This is a genomic window from Xanthomonas hawaiiensis (assembly GCF_031834635.1).
GTDB lineage: Bacteria > Pseudomonadota > Gammaproteobacteria > Xanthomonadales > Xanthomonadaceae > Xanthomonas_A > Xanthomonas_A sacchari.
This window is the reverse complement of the sequence record NZ_CP115873.1, coordinates 4,122,781-4,140,487: the sequence shown is the minus strand read 5'-3', so window position 1 is coordinate 4,140,487 and position 17,707 is coordinate 4,122,781. Positions and strand designations below refer to the sequence as shown.

Annotated in this window: 10 protein-coding genes; all 10 read left to right on the top strand. The window is 71.0% G+C overall.

Annotation, left to right across the window (positions count from 1 at the left end; genetic code table 11):
* Position 1 precedes the first annotated feature (1 nt).
* Positions 2–1,933 (top strand): glycosyltransferase family 2 protein, encoded by a 1,932-nt coding sequence (locus tag PG878_RS17595; protein ID WP_209032409.1) that lies wholly within the window; start codon positions 2–4, stop codon positions 1,931–1,933.
* Complete coding sequence (locus tag PG878_RS17590) at positions 1,881–3,395, top strand: hypothetical protein (RefSeq protein WP_209032408.1); 1,515 nt, start codon at positions 1,881–1,883, stop codon at positions 3,393–3,395. Before PG878_RS17595 ends, PG878_RS17590 begins: the two co-directional genes overlap by 53 nt.
* Positions 3,377–4,351, top strand: coding sequence for a glycoside hydrolase family 113 (locus tag PG878_RS17585; protein ID WP_244672731.1), 975 nt, complete (start codon positions 3,377–3,379; stop codon positions 4,349–4,351). The genes PG878_RS17590 and PG878_RS17585 overlap by 19 nt, the downstream gene beginning before the upstream one ends.
* Positions 4,352–5,088: 737 nt before the next feature.
* Positions 5,089–6,273, top strand: a complete 1,185-nt coding sequence (gene pncB / locus PG878_RS17580; RefSeq protein ID WP_209032407.1) for a nicotinate phosphoribosyltransferase — start codon at positions 5,089–5,091, stop codon at positions 6,271–6,273.
* Between the two features lie 220 nt (positions 6,274–6,493).
* Positions 6,494–6,952 carry a cellulose biosynthesis protein BcsD gene (gene bcsD / locus PG878_RS17575; RefSeq protein WP_209032406.1) on the top strand — a complete coding sequence of 153 codons (459 nt, stop codon included), beginning with the start codon at positions 6,494–6,496 and terminating at the stop codon, positions 6,950–6,952.
* Positions 6,953–6,999: 47 nt separating this feature from the next.
* A complete protein-coding gene (locus PG878_RS17570) occupies positions 7,000–7,410 on the top strand; it encodes a hypothetical protein (RefSeq protein WP_209032405.1) in 411 nt (136 codons plus the stop codon).
* Positions 7,411–7,505: 95 nt separating this feature from the next.
* On the top strand, positions 7,506–9,656 hold the full coding sequence (gene bcsA / locus PG878_RS17565) for a UDP-forming cellulose synthase catalytic subunit (protein ID WP_209032404.1): 2,151 nt from the start codon (positions 7,506–7,508) through the stop codon (positions 9,654–9,656).
* 59 nt (positions 9,657–9,715) lie between these two features.
* Positions 9,716–12,007, top strand: coding sequence for a cellulose biosynthesis cyclic di-GMP-binding regulatory protein BcsB (gene bcsB / locus PG878_RS17560; protein ID WP_209032403.1), 2,292 nt, complete (start codon positions 9,716–9,718; stop codon positions 12,005–12,007).
* Entirely contained in the window at positions 12,004–13,170 is a 1,167-nt protein-coding gene (gene bcsZ, locus PG878_RS17555) for a cellulose synthase complex periplasmic endoglucanase BcsZ (RefSeq protein ID WP_209032402.1), read from the top strand. The genes bcsB and bcsZ overlap by 4 nt, the downstream gene beginning before the upstream one ends.
* The gene (locus PG878_RS17550; protein ID WP_209032401.1) at positions 13,158–17,645 is read left to right on the top strand and encodes a cellulose synthase subunit BcsC-related outer membrane protein; all 4,488 of its coding nucleotides are present in this window, start codon (positions 13,158–13,160) and stop codon (positions 17,643–17,645) included. The genes bcsZ and PG878_RS17550 overlap by 13 nt, the downstream gene beginning before the upstream one ends.
* Positions 17,646–17,707: the final 62 nt, after the last annotated feature.

The window sequence follows — 17,707 nt, the reverse complement described above, 5'->3', positions numbered from 1 at the left end:
CGTGTCCGGCGAACACGAGAGCGTCGCCGCCGAGGCGAACGTCCCCGGCCGGCTCGGGCGGCTGCCGACCGAGGGCGGCCTGCAGGCGCCGATCGGCGAGGCGCTGGTCGCCGCGGGGGTGATCGACCCGCCGCAGCTGCAGAACGCGCTGGCCCTGCAGGCGCGCTGGCGCTCGCGGCTGGGCGACGTGGTGCTGGCCCAGCGCGGGGTTGCGCCGCTGCGCTTCTACACGGTGCTGGCGGAGCATTTCGGGCTGCACTTCGTCAATCTGCTCAAGCAGCCGATCGACCCGGCGCTGTTCCAGCCGGAGCGGCTGGCCGACTACGCGCAGCGCCTGGTGCTGCCGTGGCGCGAGGAGGACGGCCAGCTGGTACTGGCGGTGGCTGATCCCGGCCCGGAGACCTTCGCCTGGGCGCGCGCCACCTACGGCGAGCAGGTGCGCTTCGTCGGTACCTCCAAGTTCGACATCGTCTGGAGCCTGCAGCAGCACGCCGACGCGCAGCTCACCCACGACGCGCTGAACCTGCTGGCCGAACATGCGCCGGAGCACTCGGCGCGGCAGGTGATCACCCGCGCGCAGTCGGTGTTCCTGGTGGCGCTCACGGTGGTGCTGGCCGCGGCCCTGGCGCTGTGGCCGCTGGTCACCCTGATCGCGCTCAACACGCTGATCGCGGTGGCGTTCCTGGCCACCTTCGGGCTGAAACTGGTGCTGGCCTGGCGCGGCGCGCGGCGCCGCATCGACATCAAGGTCAGCGACGAGGAAGTGGCCGCGCTCGGCGACGAAGACCTGCCGGTCTACACGGTGCTGGTGCCGATGTACAAGGAACCGGACGTGCTGCCGATCCTGGCCAACGCGCTGCGCCGGCTCGACTACCCGACCTCCAAGCTGGACGTGAAGCTGGTGCTGGAGGCCGACGACACCGAGACCATCGAGGCGGCCAAGGCGCTGGGCCTGGAGGCGTTCTTCGAGATCATCCGGGTGCCGCCGTCGCAGCCCAAGACCAAGCCCAAGGCCTGCAACTACGCGCTGCGCTTCGCCCGCGGGCAGATGCTCACCATCTACGACGCCGAGGACAAGCCGGAGCCGGACCAGCTCAAGCGCGTGGTCGCCGCGTTCCGCAAGTCGCCGGCCGACGTGGCCTGCATCCAGGCGCGGCTGAACTACTACAACGCCGACGAGAACTGGCTCACGCGCATGTTCACGCTGGAATACACGTTGTGGTTCGACTTCTACCTGCCGGCGCTGGAGACCCTGCGCATCCCGATTCCGCTCGGCGGCACCTCCAACCACTTCCGCCTGGACATCCTGCGCAAGGTCCACGCCTGGGATCCGTACAACGTCACCGAGGACGCCGACCTGGGCGTGCGCCTGACCCAGCAGGGCTACCGGGTCAGCGTGGTCAACTCGACCACGTTCGAGGAAGCCAACGTCAGCATTCCCAACTGGATCCGGCAGCGCTCGCGCTGGCTCAAGGGCTACATGCAGACCTGGCTGGTGCACATGCGCGACCCGGTGCAGCTGTACCGCTCCACCGGCGTGCGCGGGTTCTGGGGCTTCCAGCTGTTCGTCGGCGGCACCTTCTTCACCGCGCTGGCCGCGCCGCTGATGTGGCTGAGCTACGGGCTGTGGCTGGCGGTGGGCTCGAAGTTCTTCGATCCGTTCTTCCCGCCGGCGCTGCTGTACCTGAGTCTGCTCAACCTGCTGCTCGGCAACGGCTTCCTGATCTACATGACCCTGGTGGCGGCGTTCAAGCGCGACTACTTCCGCCTGGCGCCCTACGCGCTGACCGTGCCGCTGTACTGGCTGCTGCAGTCCATCGCCGCCTACAAGGGCCTGTGGCAGCTCATCCGCAACCCGTTCTACTGGGAAAAGACCACCCATGGCATCAGCAAGCACATGGCCGAAGAGCGCCGCGCCGCGCTCGACGACTGACGCGCCGCCGCGCGCGCGCGGCACCGCGGTGTTCGTGTTCACCGCGGCGCTGCTGGCGCTGCTGTGCCACCGGCTGCTCGCGCACGGCTACATGAGCGACGACGCGATGGCGCAATACGCCAAGCTGCTGCTGTTGCGCGACGCGGCCGGCTTCCGCATCGAGTACCTGGGCTTCCTGTACGCGCAGGCCTCGCTGTACCTGGGCGTGCTGATCGGCGGCCTGCCGGGCCTGTCCACGCCGTTGCTGCCGTACCTGGTCGACGTACTGGCCGGGGCGGCGCTGGTGACCCTGCTGTGGCGCGACATTGCCGCCGGGTTGGGCCGCGGTTGGGCCTGGGCGCTGAGTGCGGGCGTGGTGATCCAGCCGTTCTTCCTGTGGCCGACCCTGTCCGGCAACAACCAGGGCCTGGGCCTGCTGGTGTTCTACGTCGCCGCGCGCGCGCTGCGCCATTTCCGCGACGACCCGGAAGCCTTCGCCTACCTGCGCCTGGCGGCGAGCCTGTGCCTGCTGTTCTTCGTCGACGAACGCGCCTGCTTCCTGGCGCTGGCGCTGGCGCCATGGCTGTTCCTGATCGCGCCGCCGCGGCTGATGCGGCAGGCGCCGCTGGCCTTCTATCTGGTGTGCTACCTGCCGTTCCTGTTCGCGGTTGGGGCGTGGATGTACCTCAACTACATGTTCTTCGGCGATCCGCTGCTGTTCGTGCGCGATGCCACGTCGGCGTTCCGCGGCATCTCGGCGCAGGCGGCGCTGCAGCCATGGCTGCAGCAGGCCGCGGCGCGGCCGTGGTGGCCGCCGCTGTGGCTGTTGCTGGCAGGCATCGTCAGCGCACCGCTGTTGCTGCTGCTGCGCCACACCCGCGACGGCGACACCTGGCGCAGCGTGCTCGCCGCCACCGCCACCGTGCTCGGTGCCGGCACGCTGGCCACCTGGGCGCATTTCAGTGCGCAGCCGCTGGACTTCCTGGCCCTGCTGCTGGTGCCGGTGGCGCTGGTGCTGGGCGACCTGCGCCGCAACATGCGCTGGCTCGGCCTGGCGCTGTTGCTGGCCGGCGCGGTGTCCAGCGGCTGGGTGATCGCCCGCACCGCCACCTCCACCACCCGCGACTGGATCGCCGCGCTGCAGGCGCCGGCACCGCCGCGCCATGCCGACGCTGCGCAACTGGGGACGTGGCTGGCGGAGGCGCGGCTGCCGACCCTGCTCGACGACCGCGCCAGCTATCCGGTGATCGTCGCCCGTGGCGACGCCAAACAACTGATCCTGCCGTTCGATCCGCGCTTCAAGCAGGCGCTGGTCGATCCGCGGCGGATGCCGGCGCAGGTGGTGGTGAGCGATCCGGCCAGCCAGGCCGGATCGCTGGACAGCCTCAACCGGCGTTTCCCGCAGCTATGGCAGCAGGGCCTGCCGGGCTACAGTCTGGTCTACCACCAGGGCATCTACCGGGTATGGCGCCGATCGCCGTGAGATTGCTGGCCGCACTGCTGTTGGCGCTGAGCGCCGGCGGCTGCAGTGCGGCGCCGGCGCCGCCGTGGATGGGCGCCAACGTCAAGGTGTCGCCGAAGGCGCCCTGGGGCAGCGCGGCGGCGCAGCAGTCGCTGCGGCAACTGGCCGAGGCCGGCGCCTCGCGTGCGCTGCTGGTCGCCTTCGTCTGGCAGGCGTCGCCGCAGTCCTCGGCGCCGGTACTGGGCAGCGACAGCAGTCCGGCGCTGGTCCGCGCCGGATTGCGGCAGATGCGCGCGGCCGGCCTGCAGCCGGTACTGAAGGTGCATCTGTGGATTCCCGGACACTGGGCCGGCGAGGCCGCGCCGGCCGATCGCGATGCCTGGTTCGCGGCCTATCGGCGCGCGCTGCTGCAACTGGCCCAGGTCGCCGCCGAGGAACGCGCCAGCGCGCTGATCGTCGGCACCGAACTGCGTCAGTTGCAGGATGCGCCGCAGTGGCCAGCGCTGCTGGCGGCGGTGCGCCGGGTCTATCGCGGACCGATCGGCTACGTCGCCGACGGCCTGGAGCAGGCCGAGCGCTTCGGCTACTGGGAGCGCTTCGATTTCGTCGGCACCAGCCTGTATCCGGCGCTGGCCGCCGCGCCGGCGCAACGGCGCGCGCAGATGCGCGCGGCGGCGGCGCGGGTGCAGGCATTGGGCGAGCGCAGCGACCGCCCGGTGTGGGTGGCCGAGCTGGGCCTGCGTTCGGCGCACGGCAGCCTGGCGGCGCCCTGGGAAAGTCCGGAGCAGCGCACGGCCGAGGTCGACACTGCGTTGCAGGCGCAGGTGCTGCGCGAGTGGCGCGACGTGCTCGACGCGCAGCCGCGCATCGCCGGCATCGCGCTGTGGTGCTGGTACACCGATCCGGACGCCGGCGGCGCGCGCGACAGCGATTTCACCGTGCAGCACAAGCCGGCGCAGGCGGTGCTGAAGCGGTGAGAGTCAGGGATCAGGGGCGCGCTTCGCCCTTGGCAGGAGTCAACTGTCATGCAACCACGACGAACGGAGTAGGCGGACGATCTGACCTCGGAAGCCGTCGTGACTGATCCCACAAAAGAGGACGAGAGTCCCTCCCACATCGCGCCCGGACACCGGTCACCGCGAGTCCTTTTGGGAGTCGCAGTCGCTTGGCTTTGGCTGTTGCCCTTGCTTTTGACTTGCCGGGTTCCCTTCCGAAGCGGCGGCCATCGCGGGGAAACACCCGAAGGGCGGCGCACAGGGATGTGCGCCGTCCGCGACAGGGGCAGGGCTCGCCGGAAAAAGGCGAAGCACTGCTTCGCCCCGGCGGGCGGGCTGGCGCCGTGAGGCGACTGCCCCGGACTTGGCTGCGAAGCAGACAAGCCCCTTCCGCGGATCCCCGGGATGGACGCGGACCCGGAGCGCGTTAGCGCGGAGGGCGCGAGGCAGGGTGTGCTTGACCAGCCTTCGGCTGTGGTAAAGCGCTTCTTTTGGTTACTTTTCTTTGCACAAGCAAAGAAGCGCTCCTCAGCAGCCGAAGGCTGATCAAGTGACTCGCCGCAAGGCGAAAGCTTTGCTCTTGCACTCGTTGTCACCATGGCTGAATTGTGCGGCTTCAGCCGCGGCAGCACCTTATCGGAAACACCCGGTCGCGGCTGACGCTCCCACAGAAAAGCACGAAGACGGAGCCTGCAACGCACTGAGCGCATAATCGGCCGATGATCATCGACTCGCTGCTGGACACCGACCTCTACAAGTTCACCATGATGCAGGCGGTGCTGCATCAGCATCCCGGCGCGCAGGTGGAATACCGCTTCAAGTGCCGCACCCCCGGCATCGACCTGGCGCAATACCTGCCGCAGATCTCGGCGGAGATCGACGCGCTGTGTGCGCTGCGCTTCCGTGCCGACGAGCTGGACTACCTGCGCGCGATGCGCTTCATCAAGCCGGATTTCGTCGATTTCCTGGCGCTGTTCCACCTGGACCGCAAGTATCTGCAGTTGCAGGCCTCGACCAGCGTGCCCGGCGAGATCGAGCTGCGCATTCGCGGGCCGTGGCTGCACAACATCCTGTTCGAGGTGCCGCTGCTGGCGATCGTCAACGAGGTGTGGTTCCGCAATGCCGGCGGCGCCGACCATGCCGAAGGCCTGCGCCGCCTGCAGGCCAAGATCGCGCTGCTGCGCGACACCCCCGGCTACGACAACTGCGCCATCGCCGACTACGGCACCCGCCGCCGCTATTCGCGCGCCTGGCACGGCGAGCTGCTGCCGGTGCTGCAGCAGACCCTGGGCAGGCAGTTCGTCGGCACCAGCAACGTGTACTTCGCCCGCCGCTACGGCCTGACCCCGCTGGGCACGATGGCGCACGAGTACCTGCAGGCGTTCCAGGCGCTGGGGCCGCGGCTGCGCGATTCGCAGGCGGCGGCGCTGGAGTCGTGGGCGCGCGAGTACCGCGGCGATCTCGGCATCGCGCTGTCGGACGTGGTGGGCCTGGAGGCGTTCCTGCGCGATTTCGATCTGTACTTCTGCAAGTTGTTCGACGGCATGCGCCACGATTCCGGCGATCCGTTCGAGTGGGGCGAGCGGGTGCTGGCGCACCTGCAGCGGCACCGGGTGGATCCGCGCAGCAAGATCCTGGTGTTCAGCGACGGCCTGGACATCGACAAGGTGATGCGGCTGTACGCGCATTTCCGCGACCGCTGCATGCTGGCGTTCGGCGTCGGCACGCATCTGACCAACGATCTGGGCCTGGTGCCGTTGCAGATCGTGATCAAGATGGTCCGCTGCAACGGCCAGCCGGTGGCCAAGCTCAGCGACTCGCCCGGCAAGACCCTGTGCGACGACCCGGCCTATCTGGCCTACCTGCGGCAGGTGTTCCAGGTGCCGGCCGAGGAGCAGCCCTGAGCCGGGAATGGCCGTGGCGGTGCCACGGGGGGCGCCGATCGCCGGCGGGCGGGCAGCGGTCGCATTTCCGTCTGCGAGGGCTTTGCTGTGAAGAAAGAGTGAGATACACTGCATTGCAAAGTGAGAACTGTGTCGCAATAGTGACGGCCGCCGACGGCCGGCCCGAGGCGCTACAGCCACTGCGCCGTTGTCGTTCCGTCCCTGGCCAGAGACTTCTTCGATGAGCGTTCACGCGTTGCAGACCCATTACCGCACCCACGCCTGTTCGCGGCAGTGGCGCGGTTTTCTGCGCGCGCTGGCCGAGGAATTCGCTGCGGAACTGGGCGCCGAGGACTTGGCCCTGCTGATGGCGCGCATCGGCCGCCGCTTCGCGGTCGAGCACCCGGTCGGTGCCTGCAGCACCCTGCAAGAGCTTGAGGACGCGGCCAATCGCGTCTGGGACCGGCTGGAATGGGGCTATGCGCGCTTCGAGGAGCACGCCGACCGCGTCGAGTTGCTGCACGCCGGCTCGCCGCTGCACATCGGCCTGGCCGGGCAGGCGAGCGGCGCCGACGGCTTCCTGGAAGGGGTGTATCAGGCATGGTGCGTGCAGGTGGGGATGTCGTCCGGCCTGGGCGTGCGTGCGTTGTCGTCAGGGAACGAAGACCTGCGCCGCTTCGTGCTGGCCAGGGCCGGCTGAGCGCGGCGGTAGCGACCGATTATTTTCAGATCGTCATGAGGGGCGTCATGTCCAAGAAGTCCAAGCAGACGGGTGCCGAAACCGGCGACGACGTCTCCAGCCTGTTCGCCAAGCTCGGCAGCAGCGGTGCCACCGCCTACCAGGATTTCTCCGCCGACCGGCTCAGCGCCGCGGAACCGGCTGCCGCGGCGCCTGCAGCGCCTGCCGCATCGGTGCCTGCCGCGCCGGCACCGGTGTTGTCGGTGGTACGCGCCGCGATCGAATCCAGGCCGGCCGCACCGGTAGCTGCCGCGCCGTTGCCGATGGCGCCTGCCGCAGCGGCGGCGGCGCCGGCTGAGGTCACGGCCGCCGCGACCGGCACGCCGTTGCAGCAGTTGTTCCAGCGCCTGCTCGAGGTCGGCCGCGAGGCCACCGTGCCGGCGCCGGGCGGGCCGCTCAAGCGTTTCTTGAATCGTTGATGTCACGCGGCGCCTGCGGGCGCCGCACCTGTTTGCCGTTGCCGCGCGGTGGGGAAGACCGCGCGCCGACCCCCTCCCCTTGTTAGGAATCGCCGATGAGCGCTGCCTCCGCGTCGCATGCCGCGCGCCCGCTGCATGTCCTGGCCAACTGGTCGCTGTGGCTGCTGGGCGCCGTGTTGCTGGTCTTCGTCGTCGCCATCCCGATGGATGTGCCGCAGCAACTGCTGTTCTCGCTGGTGGTGTTCGCCGCGGCCATGCTGCTGCGGCGCAGCGGCAGCCGCCTGGCGATCCTGGTGATGATGGCGCTGTCGCTGGCGGTGTCCTCGCGCTACATCTGGTGGCGCCTGACCCAGACCGTGGGCATGAGCAGCCCGGTCGACCTCAGCCTGGGCCTGGGCCTGCTGCTGGCCGAACTGTACGCGTTCGTGATCCTGGCGCTGGGCTACTTCCAGGTGCTGTGGCCGCTCAACCGGCGGCCGCTGCCGCTGCCGGCCGACCAGCGGCAATGGCCCAGCGTCGATCTGTTCATTCCCACCTACAACGAACCGCTGTCGGTGGTGCGCTCGACCATCCTCGCCGCCAGCGTGATGGACTGGCCGGCCGACAAGCTCAACATCTACCTGCTCGACGACGGCCGCCGCGAGGAGTTCCGCGCGTTCTGCGCGCAGGTCGGCATCCACTACGTCACCCGCACCAACAACTTCCACGCCAAGGCCGGCAACATCAACGCCGCGCTGAAGAAGTCCAGCGGCGAGTACGTGGCGATCTTCGACTGCGACCACATCCCCACGCGCTCGTTCCTGCAGGTGGCGATGGGCTGGTTCCTGCGCGACGCCAAGCTGGCGGTGGTGCAGATGCCGCACTACTTCTTCTCGGCCGATCCGTTCGAGCGCAACCTCGGCAACCACGGCAAGGTGCCCAACGAAGGCGAGCTGTTCTACGGCCTGCTGCAGGACGGCAACGACCAGTGGGACGCCACCTTCTTCTGCGGCTCGTGCACGGTGATCAAGCGCAAGCCGCTGGAGGAAGTGGGCGGGGTGGCGGTGGAGACCGTCACCGAGGACGCGCACACCGCGCTGAAGCTGCATCGCCGCGGCTACCGCAGCGCCTACATCGCGGTGCCGCAGGCCGCCGGCCTGGCCACCGAGAGCCTGTCCGGCCACGTCGCCCAGCGCATCCGCTGGGCACGCGGCATGGCGCAGATCGCGCGGCTGGACAACCCGCTGCTGGGCAAGGGCCTGCGCCTGTCGCAGCGGCTGTGCTACGCCAACGCGATGCTGCACTTCTTCTACGGGCTGCCGCGCATCGTCTACCTCACCGCGCCGCTGGCCTTCCTGTTCTTCGGCGCGCACGTGATCCACGCCTCGGCGCTGATGATCCTGGCCTACGCGCTGCCGCACATCCTGCAGGCCAACCTGACCAACCTGCGCACCCAGGGCAAGTTCCGCCACCTGCTGTGGAACGAGGTCTACGAGACCACCCTGGCCTGGTACATCCTGCGCCCGACGCTGGTGGCGCTGTTCAATCCCAAGCTCGGCAAGTTCAACGTCACCCCCAAGGGCGGCCTGGTGCCGCGCAGCTATTTCGACGGGCAGATCGCCAAACCGTATCTGTTCCTGCTGGTGCTCAACCTGGCCGGCCTGGCCGCCGGGGTGATGCGCCTGCTCAGCGTGCAGGCCGGCGGCGAGGCGCAGACGATCTGGTTCAACCTGGCCTGGACCGCCTACAACGTGCTGTTGCTCGGCGCCACCATCGCCACCGCCAGCGAGATGCGCCAGGTGCGCCGCTCGCACCGCGTGCCGCTGGACATCCCGGCCACCCTGCACCTGGCCGACGGCCGCGAACTGGCCTGCCGCACGGTCAACTTCTCCACCGGCGGCATGGCGTTGCGCCTGCTCGCGCCGGTGCCGGTGGAGCCGGATATGCCGGTGGAGATCGCGCTGCCGCAACGCGGCAGTTCCAAGCGCCTGCCGGCGATGGTGCGCCACGACCGCGACGGCGAAATCAGCATCCAGTTCCGTCCGATGTCGATCGAGCAGGAACGCTGGCTGGTGGCCTGTACCTTCGCCCGCGCCGACATCTGGGTGTCGCAGTGGGGCCGCCACGACCGTGACCGCTTCTGGGTGTCGCTGGGGCGCGTGTTCGCGGCCAGCATGCGCGGCTTCAAGCGCCTCGGCCAGCACGTCGCCAGCAGCGCGCGCAGCGGCTGGCGCGGCCGCACCGCCGGCGAGGAGGCTGCGCCGTGAGTCGCCGTTCCGTCCTGTCGCGTTCCTTCCTCTCTTCCCCTTCTTTCCGGTTGCCGTCGATGCGTCTACCCGCCCTGGCTGCGTGCTGTCTCACGGTCCTGTCCGGCCTCGCCCTGGCCCAGGAGCCGACCCTTCCCGCCACCGCGCCGGCGCCCGCCGCCGCTGCTGCGACCGCCACGCCGCAGCCGGCGCCGGCCGAGCGCGAGCGCTCGGCCACGCTCAAGCAGCTCGGCGTGGACTACGAGATGACCCTGCGCGGCATCCAGGGCAGCGCCGGCATCGCCTTCAGCACCCGCACCGACGAAGTGGTGCAGGCGGCGAACCTGCACCTGGTCTACAGCTACTCGCCGGCGCTGCTGCCGGACCTGTCGCACCTGAAGGTCAGCGTCAACGGCGTCACCGTGGCGACCCTGCCGGTCAGCCGCGAGAACGCCGGCAGGCTGCAGCAGAGCGACGTGCCGATCGATCCACGCCTGATCAGCGACTACAACCGGCTCAACCTGCAGCTGATCGGCCACTACACCCGCGATTGCGAGGATCCGGACCACACCAGCCTGTGGGCCAACATCGATCCGGCCACGCGGCTGTCGCTGACCGCCACCCCGCTGGTGCTGCGCAACGACCTGGCGCTGCTGCCGGTGCCGTTCTACGACAAGCGCGACACGCGCCGGCTGGAACTGCCGTTCGTGTTCCCGCAGCGCCCGGACCTGGCCACGCTGCGCAGCGCCGGCATCGTCGCCTCCTGGTTCGGCGCGCAGGCCGGCTACCGTGGCGCCGCGTTCGGCGTGACCATCGGCGACGTGCCGGCCACCGGCAACGCGGTGCTGTTCGCCACCGCCGCGACCCTGCCGGCGGAACTGGCCGCGACCCAGGCCGGCCTGAGCGAGATCGCCGGCCCGACCCTGGCGATGATCGCCAACCCGCGCGATGCCACCGGCAAGCTGCTGCTGGTGCTGGGCCGCGACGACAACGACCTGCAGCAGGCCGCCACCGCGCTGAGCCTGGGCACGCCGTTCAACGGCCCGGTGGCGCGCATCGGCGAACTCAAGCAGGCGCAGCCGCGCAAGCCCTACGACGCGCCGAACTGGATCTCCAGCGATCAGCCGGTGCGCTTCGGCGACCTGGTGGCGCAGACCTCGCAACTGAACGTCAGCGGCTACCACCCCGACCTGATCCGGGTCGGCCTGCAACTGCCGCCGGATCTGTTCGTGTGGCAGCGCGACGGCATCCCGGTCAACCTGCGCTACCGCTACACGGTGCCGGAGACGCAGAACAAGTCCGCGCTCAACGTCAGCATCAACGATGCCTTCGTCACCACGCTGCCGCTGACCGGCCACGCCTACGCCGAGTCGCTGCCGCTGCGCTGGTGGCACGAACTCTCGCCCAAGGGCGCGATGCCGGTGGAGCAGAAACTGCTGCTGCCGACCGGCCCGTTCTCGGCCAACAGCCAGCTGCGCTTCCATTTCTTCTTCGACCGCCCGCAGGCGCAGGCGTGCAAGAACACCTTCCCCGACGTGTCCGGCGCGATCGATGCCGACTCCAGCGTGGACCTGCGTTCGTTCCATCACTACATGGCGATGCCGAACCTGGCCGCGTTCGGCAATGCCGGCTTCCCGTTCACGCGCCTGGCCGATCTGTCCGAGTCCACCGTGGTGGTGCCGGACGAGATCGGCGACCAGGACATGGCCAACCTGCTGACCCTGCTCGGCCGGCTCGGCGCGTCCACCGGCTACCCGGCGCTGCGGGTGACCCTGATCCACGCCGCCGAGGTCGACCAGCACGCCGACAGCGACCTGCTGGTGTTCGGCAGCCTGCGCTCGCAGCCGCTGTTCCAGCGCTGGAGCGCGGCCTTGCCGATCGGCGACGGCGCCAGCGGCCGGCGCTTTTCGATGAGCGACTGGGTGCTGGACAAGCTGCCGGGGTTCCTCTCGTTCGACGCGCGCCGCACCGATCTGCCGACCACCGCCGAGGTCGCGGTGAAGCCGGCGCCCGGCGACGTGGTGCTGATGGGCTTCCAGTCGCCGCTGAAGGCCGGGCGCAGCGTGGTCGCGCTGCTGGCCGAGGACCCGGCCAGCGTCGAGGACTTCTTCGACGCCTGGCTGGAGCCGGCCACGCTGAAGGACTTCCAGGGCAGCGTGGTGCTGCTGCAGAAGGGCAAGGTACGCAGCCTCGCCGGCAACCAGACCTACTACGTCGGCCACCTGCCGCTGCCGACCTGGGCGCGCTGGTACTTCTCCCAGCACCCGCTGCTGCTCGGCCTGGCGGTGGTGGTGCTGAGCGTGCTGCTGGCGCTGGCCGCGCGCGTGGTGCTGCGCCGGCATTCGGCGGCGCGGCTGCAGGAAGGGCAGTGAGCGCACACAGTGGCCAACGCCGGCGCCTGCTCGGCGGCCTGTTCGCCGCCGGCGCGGCGACGCTGTTGCCGCCGGCGCGCGCTGCGCTGGCGGCGGCGCCGGCCTGCGCGCCGTGGCGCGAGTGGACCGCGTTCGTCGGCAAGCACCTCGATGCCAGCGGGCGGGTGATCGATTTCCAGCACGCCGACCAGCGCAGCACCTCCGAAGGCCAGTCCTACGCGCTGTTCTTCGCGCTGGTGGCCAACGACCAGGTGCTGTTCGAGCGCGTGCTCGGCTGGACCCGGCACAACCTGTGCGGCGGCCGCCCGCAGCAGCAGCTGCCGGCCTGGCTGTGGGGCCGCGCCAGCGACGGCAGCTGGCGCGTGCTCGATGGCAACAGCGCCAGCGACGCCGACCTGTGGATCGCCTACGTGCTGCTCGAGGCCGGGCGCCTGTGGCAGCGGCCCGGCTACACCCAGGCCGGCCTGCAGATGCTGGCGCTGGTGCGGCGCACCGAACTGGCCGAGCTGCCCGGCTTCGGCAGCATGCTGTTGCCGGCGGCCAAGGGCTTCGTCCAGCCGCAGCGCTGGACGCTCAACCCCAGCTACCTGCCGCTGCAGGTGCTGCGGCGTTTCGCCGCGGTCGATCCGAAAGGGCCGTGGGCGGGCCTGGCCACGCGCAGCGCGCGCCTGCTGCGCGACAGCGCACCGGTGGGCTTCGCGCCGGACTGGATCGCCTGGGACGGCCGCGCGTTCGGCGTCGATCCGGACAAGGGCGCGGTCGGCAGCTACGACGCGATCCGCGTGTACCTGTGGGCCGGCATGCTCGATGCGGCCGATCCGCTGCGCAAGGCGCTGCTCGACGATCTGTCCGGCCCGCTGCAGCAACTGCGCGCGCAGGGCCGCCTCGACGAGAAGATCGACACCCGCCAGGGCGTCGGCAGCGGCCAGGCGCCGCCCGGCTTTTCCGCGGCCCTGCTGCCTTATCTGAGCGCATTGCGCGAACCGGCGCTGCTCAAGGCGCAGGCGCAACGCATTCCCGCGCCCGGCGACGCCGCCGCGGCCCGGCTTCCCTACTACGACCGCGTGCTGATCCTGTTCGGACGCGCCTGGCTCGACAACCGCTACCGCTTTTCCGCAGACGGCGCGCTGCAGCCCGCCTGGAGAACCCAATGCTCCGCATGAACCTCAAACCCCTGTACCTGGCCGGCATGATCGACCTGTGCCTGCTCGCCGGCAGCGCGCACGCGCAGAACGCCGGCGCCACCCAGCAACTGGTCAGCCAGGGCAACTACTGGCACGACCAGGGCCGCGACGACCTCGCCGCCGATGCCTGGCGCAAGTTGCTGCAGGTCGATCCGAACCAGCCCGACGCCTTGCTCGGCCTGGCCCAGATCGATCTGGCGCAGGGTCGCCAGACAGACGCGCGCAAGCGCCTGGCGCAACTGCAGAAGGCGCACCCACAGGCGCCGCAGACCCAGCGCCTGGCCATGTCGATCGGCGGCACCGGCGACAACGCCGACCTGCGCAACGCGCGCCGCGCCGCCGCCGCCGGCCGCTACGTGGACGCGGTGCGCGCCTACCAGGCACTGTTCGACGGCAAGGGCCCGCCGGACTCGCTGGCGCTGGAGTACTACCAGGCGCTGGCCGGCACGCCGCAGGGCTGGGAGGGCGCGCGCGACGGCCTGCGCCGCCTGGCCGCCGCGCAGCCGGACAACACCGCCGCGGCGCTGGCGCTGGCGCAGGTGCAGACCTACCGCGAACCGTCGCGGCGCGAGGGCATCGCCCAGCTCGCCGCGCTGAGCAAGCGCACCGATGTCGCCGGCCCGGCCCGCGCCGCCTGGCGCCAGGCCCTGCTGTGGCTCAACGCCGGCCTTGCCGATGCGCCGCTGTACCAGGCGTTCCTGGCCGCCAATCCCAACGATGCCGAGGTCGCCAAGAAGGCCGCGCAACTGCATGAGCGGCGCGCGCAAGGCGGCGGCGACCCGGCCGGCGAACAGTTGGGCGAAGGCTTCAAGGCGCTCAACGCCGGCAACCTGGCGCTGGCCGAGCAGCGCTTCGCGCAGGTGCTGCGCGCGCGTCCGCGTGATGCCGAGGCGCTCGGCGGACTGGGCTCGGTGCGGCTGCGCCAGCAGCGCTTCGGCGAAGCGCAGGAACTGCTGCGTCCGGCCGCGGCCGCCAACGGCAAGTGGCGCAGCGCGCTGGACAGCGCGCGCTACTGGCTGCAACTGCAACAGGCGCAGGCCGAACGCGCGCGCGGCGATACCGACGCCGCGCTGCGCCTTGCCCAGCAGGCGGTCAAGCTCAAGCCCGAGGAAGCCGCCGGCTACGCGCTGCTGGGCGACCTGCAGTCGGCCAGCGACGCCGCCGCCGCGGAAAAGAGCTACCGCGAGGCGCTGCGCCTGCACGCCGACGATGCCGGCGCGCTGCAGGGCCTGATCGCCCTGTACAGCCGCCAGGGCCGCGCCAACGAGGCCAGTGCGCTGTTCGCCAGGCTCAGCCCGGCGCAGCGCCAGCAGGCCGGCGGCGAGTCCGCACTGAAAGCCAACCTGCAGCGCGCCCGCGCGCAGCAGGCGCTGGAGGCCGGCGACACCGTCACCGCGCAGAGCGAGCTGGAGAAGGCGATGGTCGACAACCCGGGCGACCCCTGGGTGCGGCTGGACCTGGCGCGCCTGTACCAGCAGGCCGGGCGTCCGGACCAGGCGCGCAGCGTCATGGACGGCCTGCTCGCGGTGCACGGCGACATGCCCGAGGCGCTGTACGCCAACGCGCTGCTGGCGCAGGAGCGCGGCGACTGGGCCGGCGCCTACGCCAGCCTGGAGCGTATCCCGGCCACTGCGCGCACCGCCGAGATGAGCGCGCTGCGCAACACCGCCTGGGTCGAACAGCAGGCGGCCCAGGCGCGCCTGCTGCAACAGCAGGGCCGTGGCGGCGAAGCGCAGTTGCTGCTCGGCCGCACCGAGGCCGCACTGGGCGACGCGCTGGAACAGCCGGCGCTGCTGGCGGCGATGGCCGGCGCCTACGCCGACATCGGCAGCAACCAGCGCGCGCTGACCCTGGCGCAACGCCTGGTCGCGCAGAACCCCTCCACCGAGGCGCGCCTGCAGTACGCCGGCGTGCTGCTGCGCGCGCACCAGGACGCGGAACTGGCGGCGACCCTGCGCCAGCTGCGCGACAGCGAGATGAGCGCCGAGCAGCAACGCCGCTACCAGGCGCTGCGCAGCGGCTACGTGCTGCGCCAAGTCGATGCCCTGCGCGAACTCGGCAACCTCGAAGCCGCCTACGACGCGCTGGCGCCGCTGCTCGCGCAGCAGAACCAGGATCCGCAGGCGGTGGCCGCGCTGGCACGGCTGTACGCCGCCGCCGGCGACCAGCGCCAGGCGCTGGTGCTGTACCAGCAGCAACTGCAGCAGTCGCCCAACGACCTGGACACGCTGATCGCCGCGGCCAACACCGCCGCCGCGCTGCGCGACCTGCACAGTGCCGAGGACTACCTGCAGCGCGCGCTGGCGCAGGCGCCGGATTCGCCGCAGGTGCTCGGCGCCGCCGGCCGCGTGTACCGCAGCGCCGGCAAGAACCGCAAGGCCGAGAGCTACTTCCGTGCCGCGCTGGCGGCGCAGGCGCGCGAATCGGGCCAGTACGACAACGGCCTGCCGGCCGCCAACGGCCCGGCGTCCTACGCCGCCGCCGGGCGCCCGCTCAATCCGTTCGCCGGCATGAACGGGCGCATGCCGCGCAGCGCCGCCGTGGTGTCCGACAGCCTCGGCGGCGGCATGCCGGCACCGGCCTACGCGGCGTCCGCGCTGCCGGCGTCCGTGCCGGCCGTGGCTGCCGGCGACGACCTGCCGCCGCCGGCCAGCGCCAGCGCCGTGGGCGTGGCATTGGCCGCGTTGCCGGTGCCGGGCCAGCGCACCACCGCAATCGCCCGCAGCGCGCCGCGCGACCTGTCCGATGATGGGGTGCTGACCGCGGCGCCGCGCGCGTCCCTGCGCCAGCCGGCCGCGCCTGCCACTGCCGCCGGCGGTTCCAGCGTGCTCGACGAACTGCGCGAGGTGCAGGCCGAGAACAGCGACAGCCTCGCCACCGGCGCCAGCTACCGCGCCCGCGACGGCGAGGCCGGCCTGGGCCGGCTGCGCGACCTGGAAGTGCCGTTGCATGGCGAGTTCGCAGTGGGCGAGGGCAAGCTGCAGGTCGACGTCACCCCGACACTGCTCGACGCCGGCACGCTCGGCACCGACTACGCCACCGCCAGCCGTTTCGGTGCCGGTCCCGCCGCGGCGATGGACGATGCCCTGGCCGCCGACCGCACACCGATCGACAGCCTGGTCGGCAGCGACCTGTACCAACTGCTGCTCACCGAGGGCAACAGCAACGCCACCCGCAACGCGCTGCGCACCTACGCGGTCGACAGCGGGCTGTACAACAAGTTGTTCAACGACACCGATCCGGCGCTGACCAACGCGCAGCGCGAGGCGGCGGCGCTGCAGGCGCTATATGCCGAGCCGCTGTCGGCGTTCCTGCTTGGCAACACCGCCGCCGACACCGCGATCGGCACGCTGGCCAGCGCCATCCTCGGCGATGCCTCGCGCAGCGCCGACCTCAGCGCCGCCGACATCGCCCGCTTCCGCAACCTCGCCGCCAACCCCACCGCCGCGGCGCTGACCCCGGCCGGCTTCAGCCAGGCGCTGTACACCATGGCCGCCAACGGCAACGGCGCGCGCCGCATGGACCAGGACGCGCGCGGCGTCGGCATGGCGGTGACCTACAGGAACGGCGGCTTCAGCGCCGACCTGGGCAGCACCCCGGTCGGCTTCCCCGAGCGCCGCATCGTCGGCGGCGTCGGCTACCGAGGCCAGGCCGGCGACACTCTCACCTATTCGGGCGAGGTGTTCCGCCGCGCGGTCAGCGACAGCCTGCTGTCCTTCGGCGGCGTCGACGACGGCCGCGCCGGGCTCGGCTGGGGCGGCGTGACCAGCAACGGCCTGCGCCTGTCGGCCACCCTCGACAACGGCCTGCTCGGCGGCTACGCCAGCGCCAGCGCCGATCGCCTGGTCGGCCGCAACGTCGCCAGCAACGACCACCGCCAGGTCGACCTGGGCGTGTACGTGCACGCACTGGACACCGAGAACCAGTCGCTGACCGCCGGCCTCAACCTGACCGCGATGCAGTACGACAAGAACCTGGGCGGCTACACCTACGGCCAGGGCGGCTACTTCAGCCCGCAGGACTACGTGGACCTGGGCTTCCCGGTGCACTGGAGCGGACGCACCGCCGGGCGCACGGTCAACTGGAGCGTGGATGCCAGCGTCGGCGTGCAGCATTTCCGCAGCGACGACAGCCCGTACTTCCCGACCAGCGCGCAGATGCAGCAGGCCGCCTACGACGCCGCCTCGCTGGCCGCGCTGCTGGGGCTGACCGACCGCTACGTCGCGCCGGTCTACGCCGGGCAGAGCAAGACCGGCATGTCCTACAACATCGCCGGCGCGGCCGAATGGCAGATCGCCCCGCAACTGTTCCTGGGCGGCCGCCTGCTGCTCAACAACGCCCGCGACTACACCCAGTTCAGCACCAACCTCTACGTGCGCTTCGTGCTCGACCGGCTCGGCGCCGGCCTCGGCCGCCGCCCGCAGGTGCTGGCCTCGCCGTACGTGCCGGAGTAGGGCGCGACAGGCGCGCCGCTTCAGTCGTAGGAGCGGCTTCAGCCGCGACAGGTTTCATGGGA

Coding starts and splice junctions, on each gene's coding strand:
- PG878_RS17590 (WP_209032408.1), top strand. CDS start 1,881: ATGGCATCAGCAAGCACATGGCCGAAGAGCGCCGCGCCGCGCTCGACG.
- PG878_RS17585 (WP_244672731.1), top strand. CDS start 3,377: ATGGCGCCGATCGCCGTGAGATTGCTGGCCGCACTGCTGTTGGCGCTG.
- pncB (WP_209032407.1), top strand. CDS start 5,089: ATGATCATCGACTCGCTGCTGGACACCGACCTCTACAAGTTCACCATG.
- bcsD (WP_209032406.1), top strand. CDS start 6,494: ATGAGCGTTCACGCGTTGCAGACCCATTACCGCACCCACGCCTGTTCG.
- PG878_RS17570 (WP_209032405.1), top strand. CDS start 7,000: ATGTCCAAGAAGTCCAAGCAGACGGGTGCCGAAACCGGCGACGACGTC.
- bcsA (WP_209032404.1), top strand. CDS start 7,506: ATGAGCGCTGCCTCCGCGTCGCATGCCGCGCGCCCGCTGCATGTCCTG.
- bcsB (WP_209032403.1), top strand. CDS start 9,716: ATGCGTCTACCCGCCCTGGCTGCGTGCTGTCTCACGGTCCTGTCCGGC.
- PG878_RS17550 (WP_209032401.1), top strand. CDS start 13,158: ATGCTCCGCATGAACCTCAAACCCCTGTACCTGGCCGGCATGATCGAC.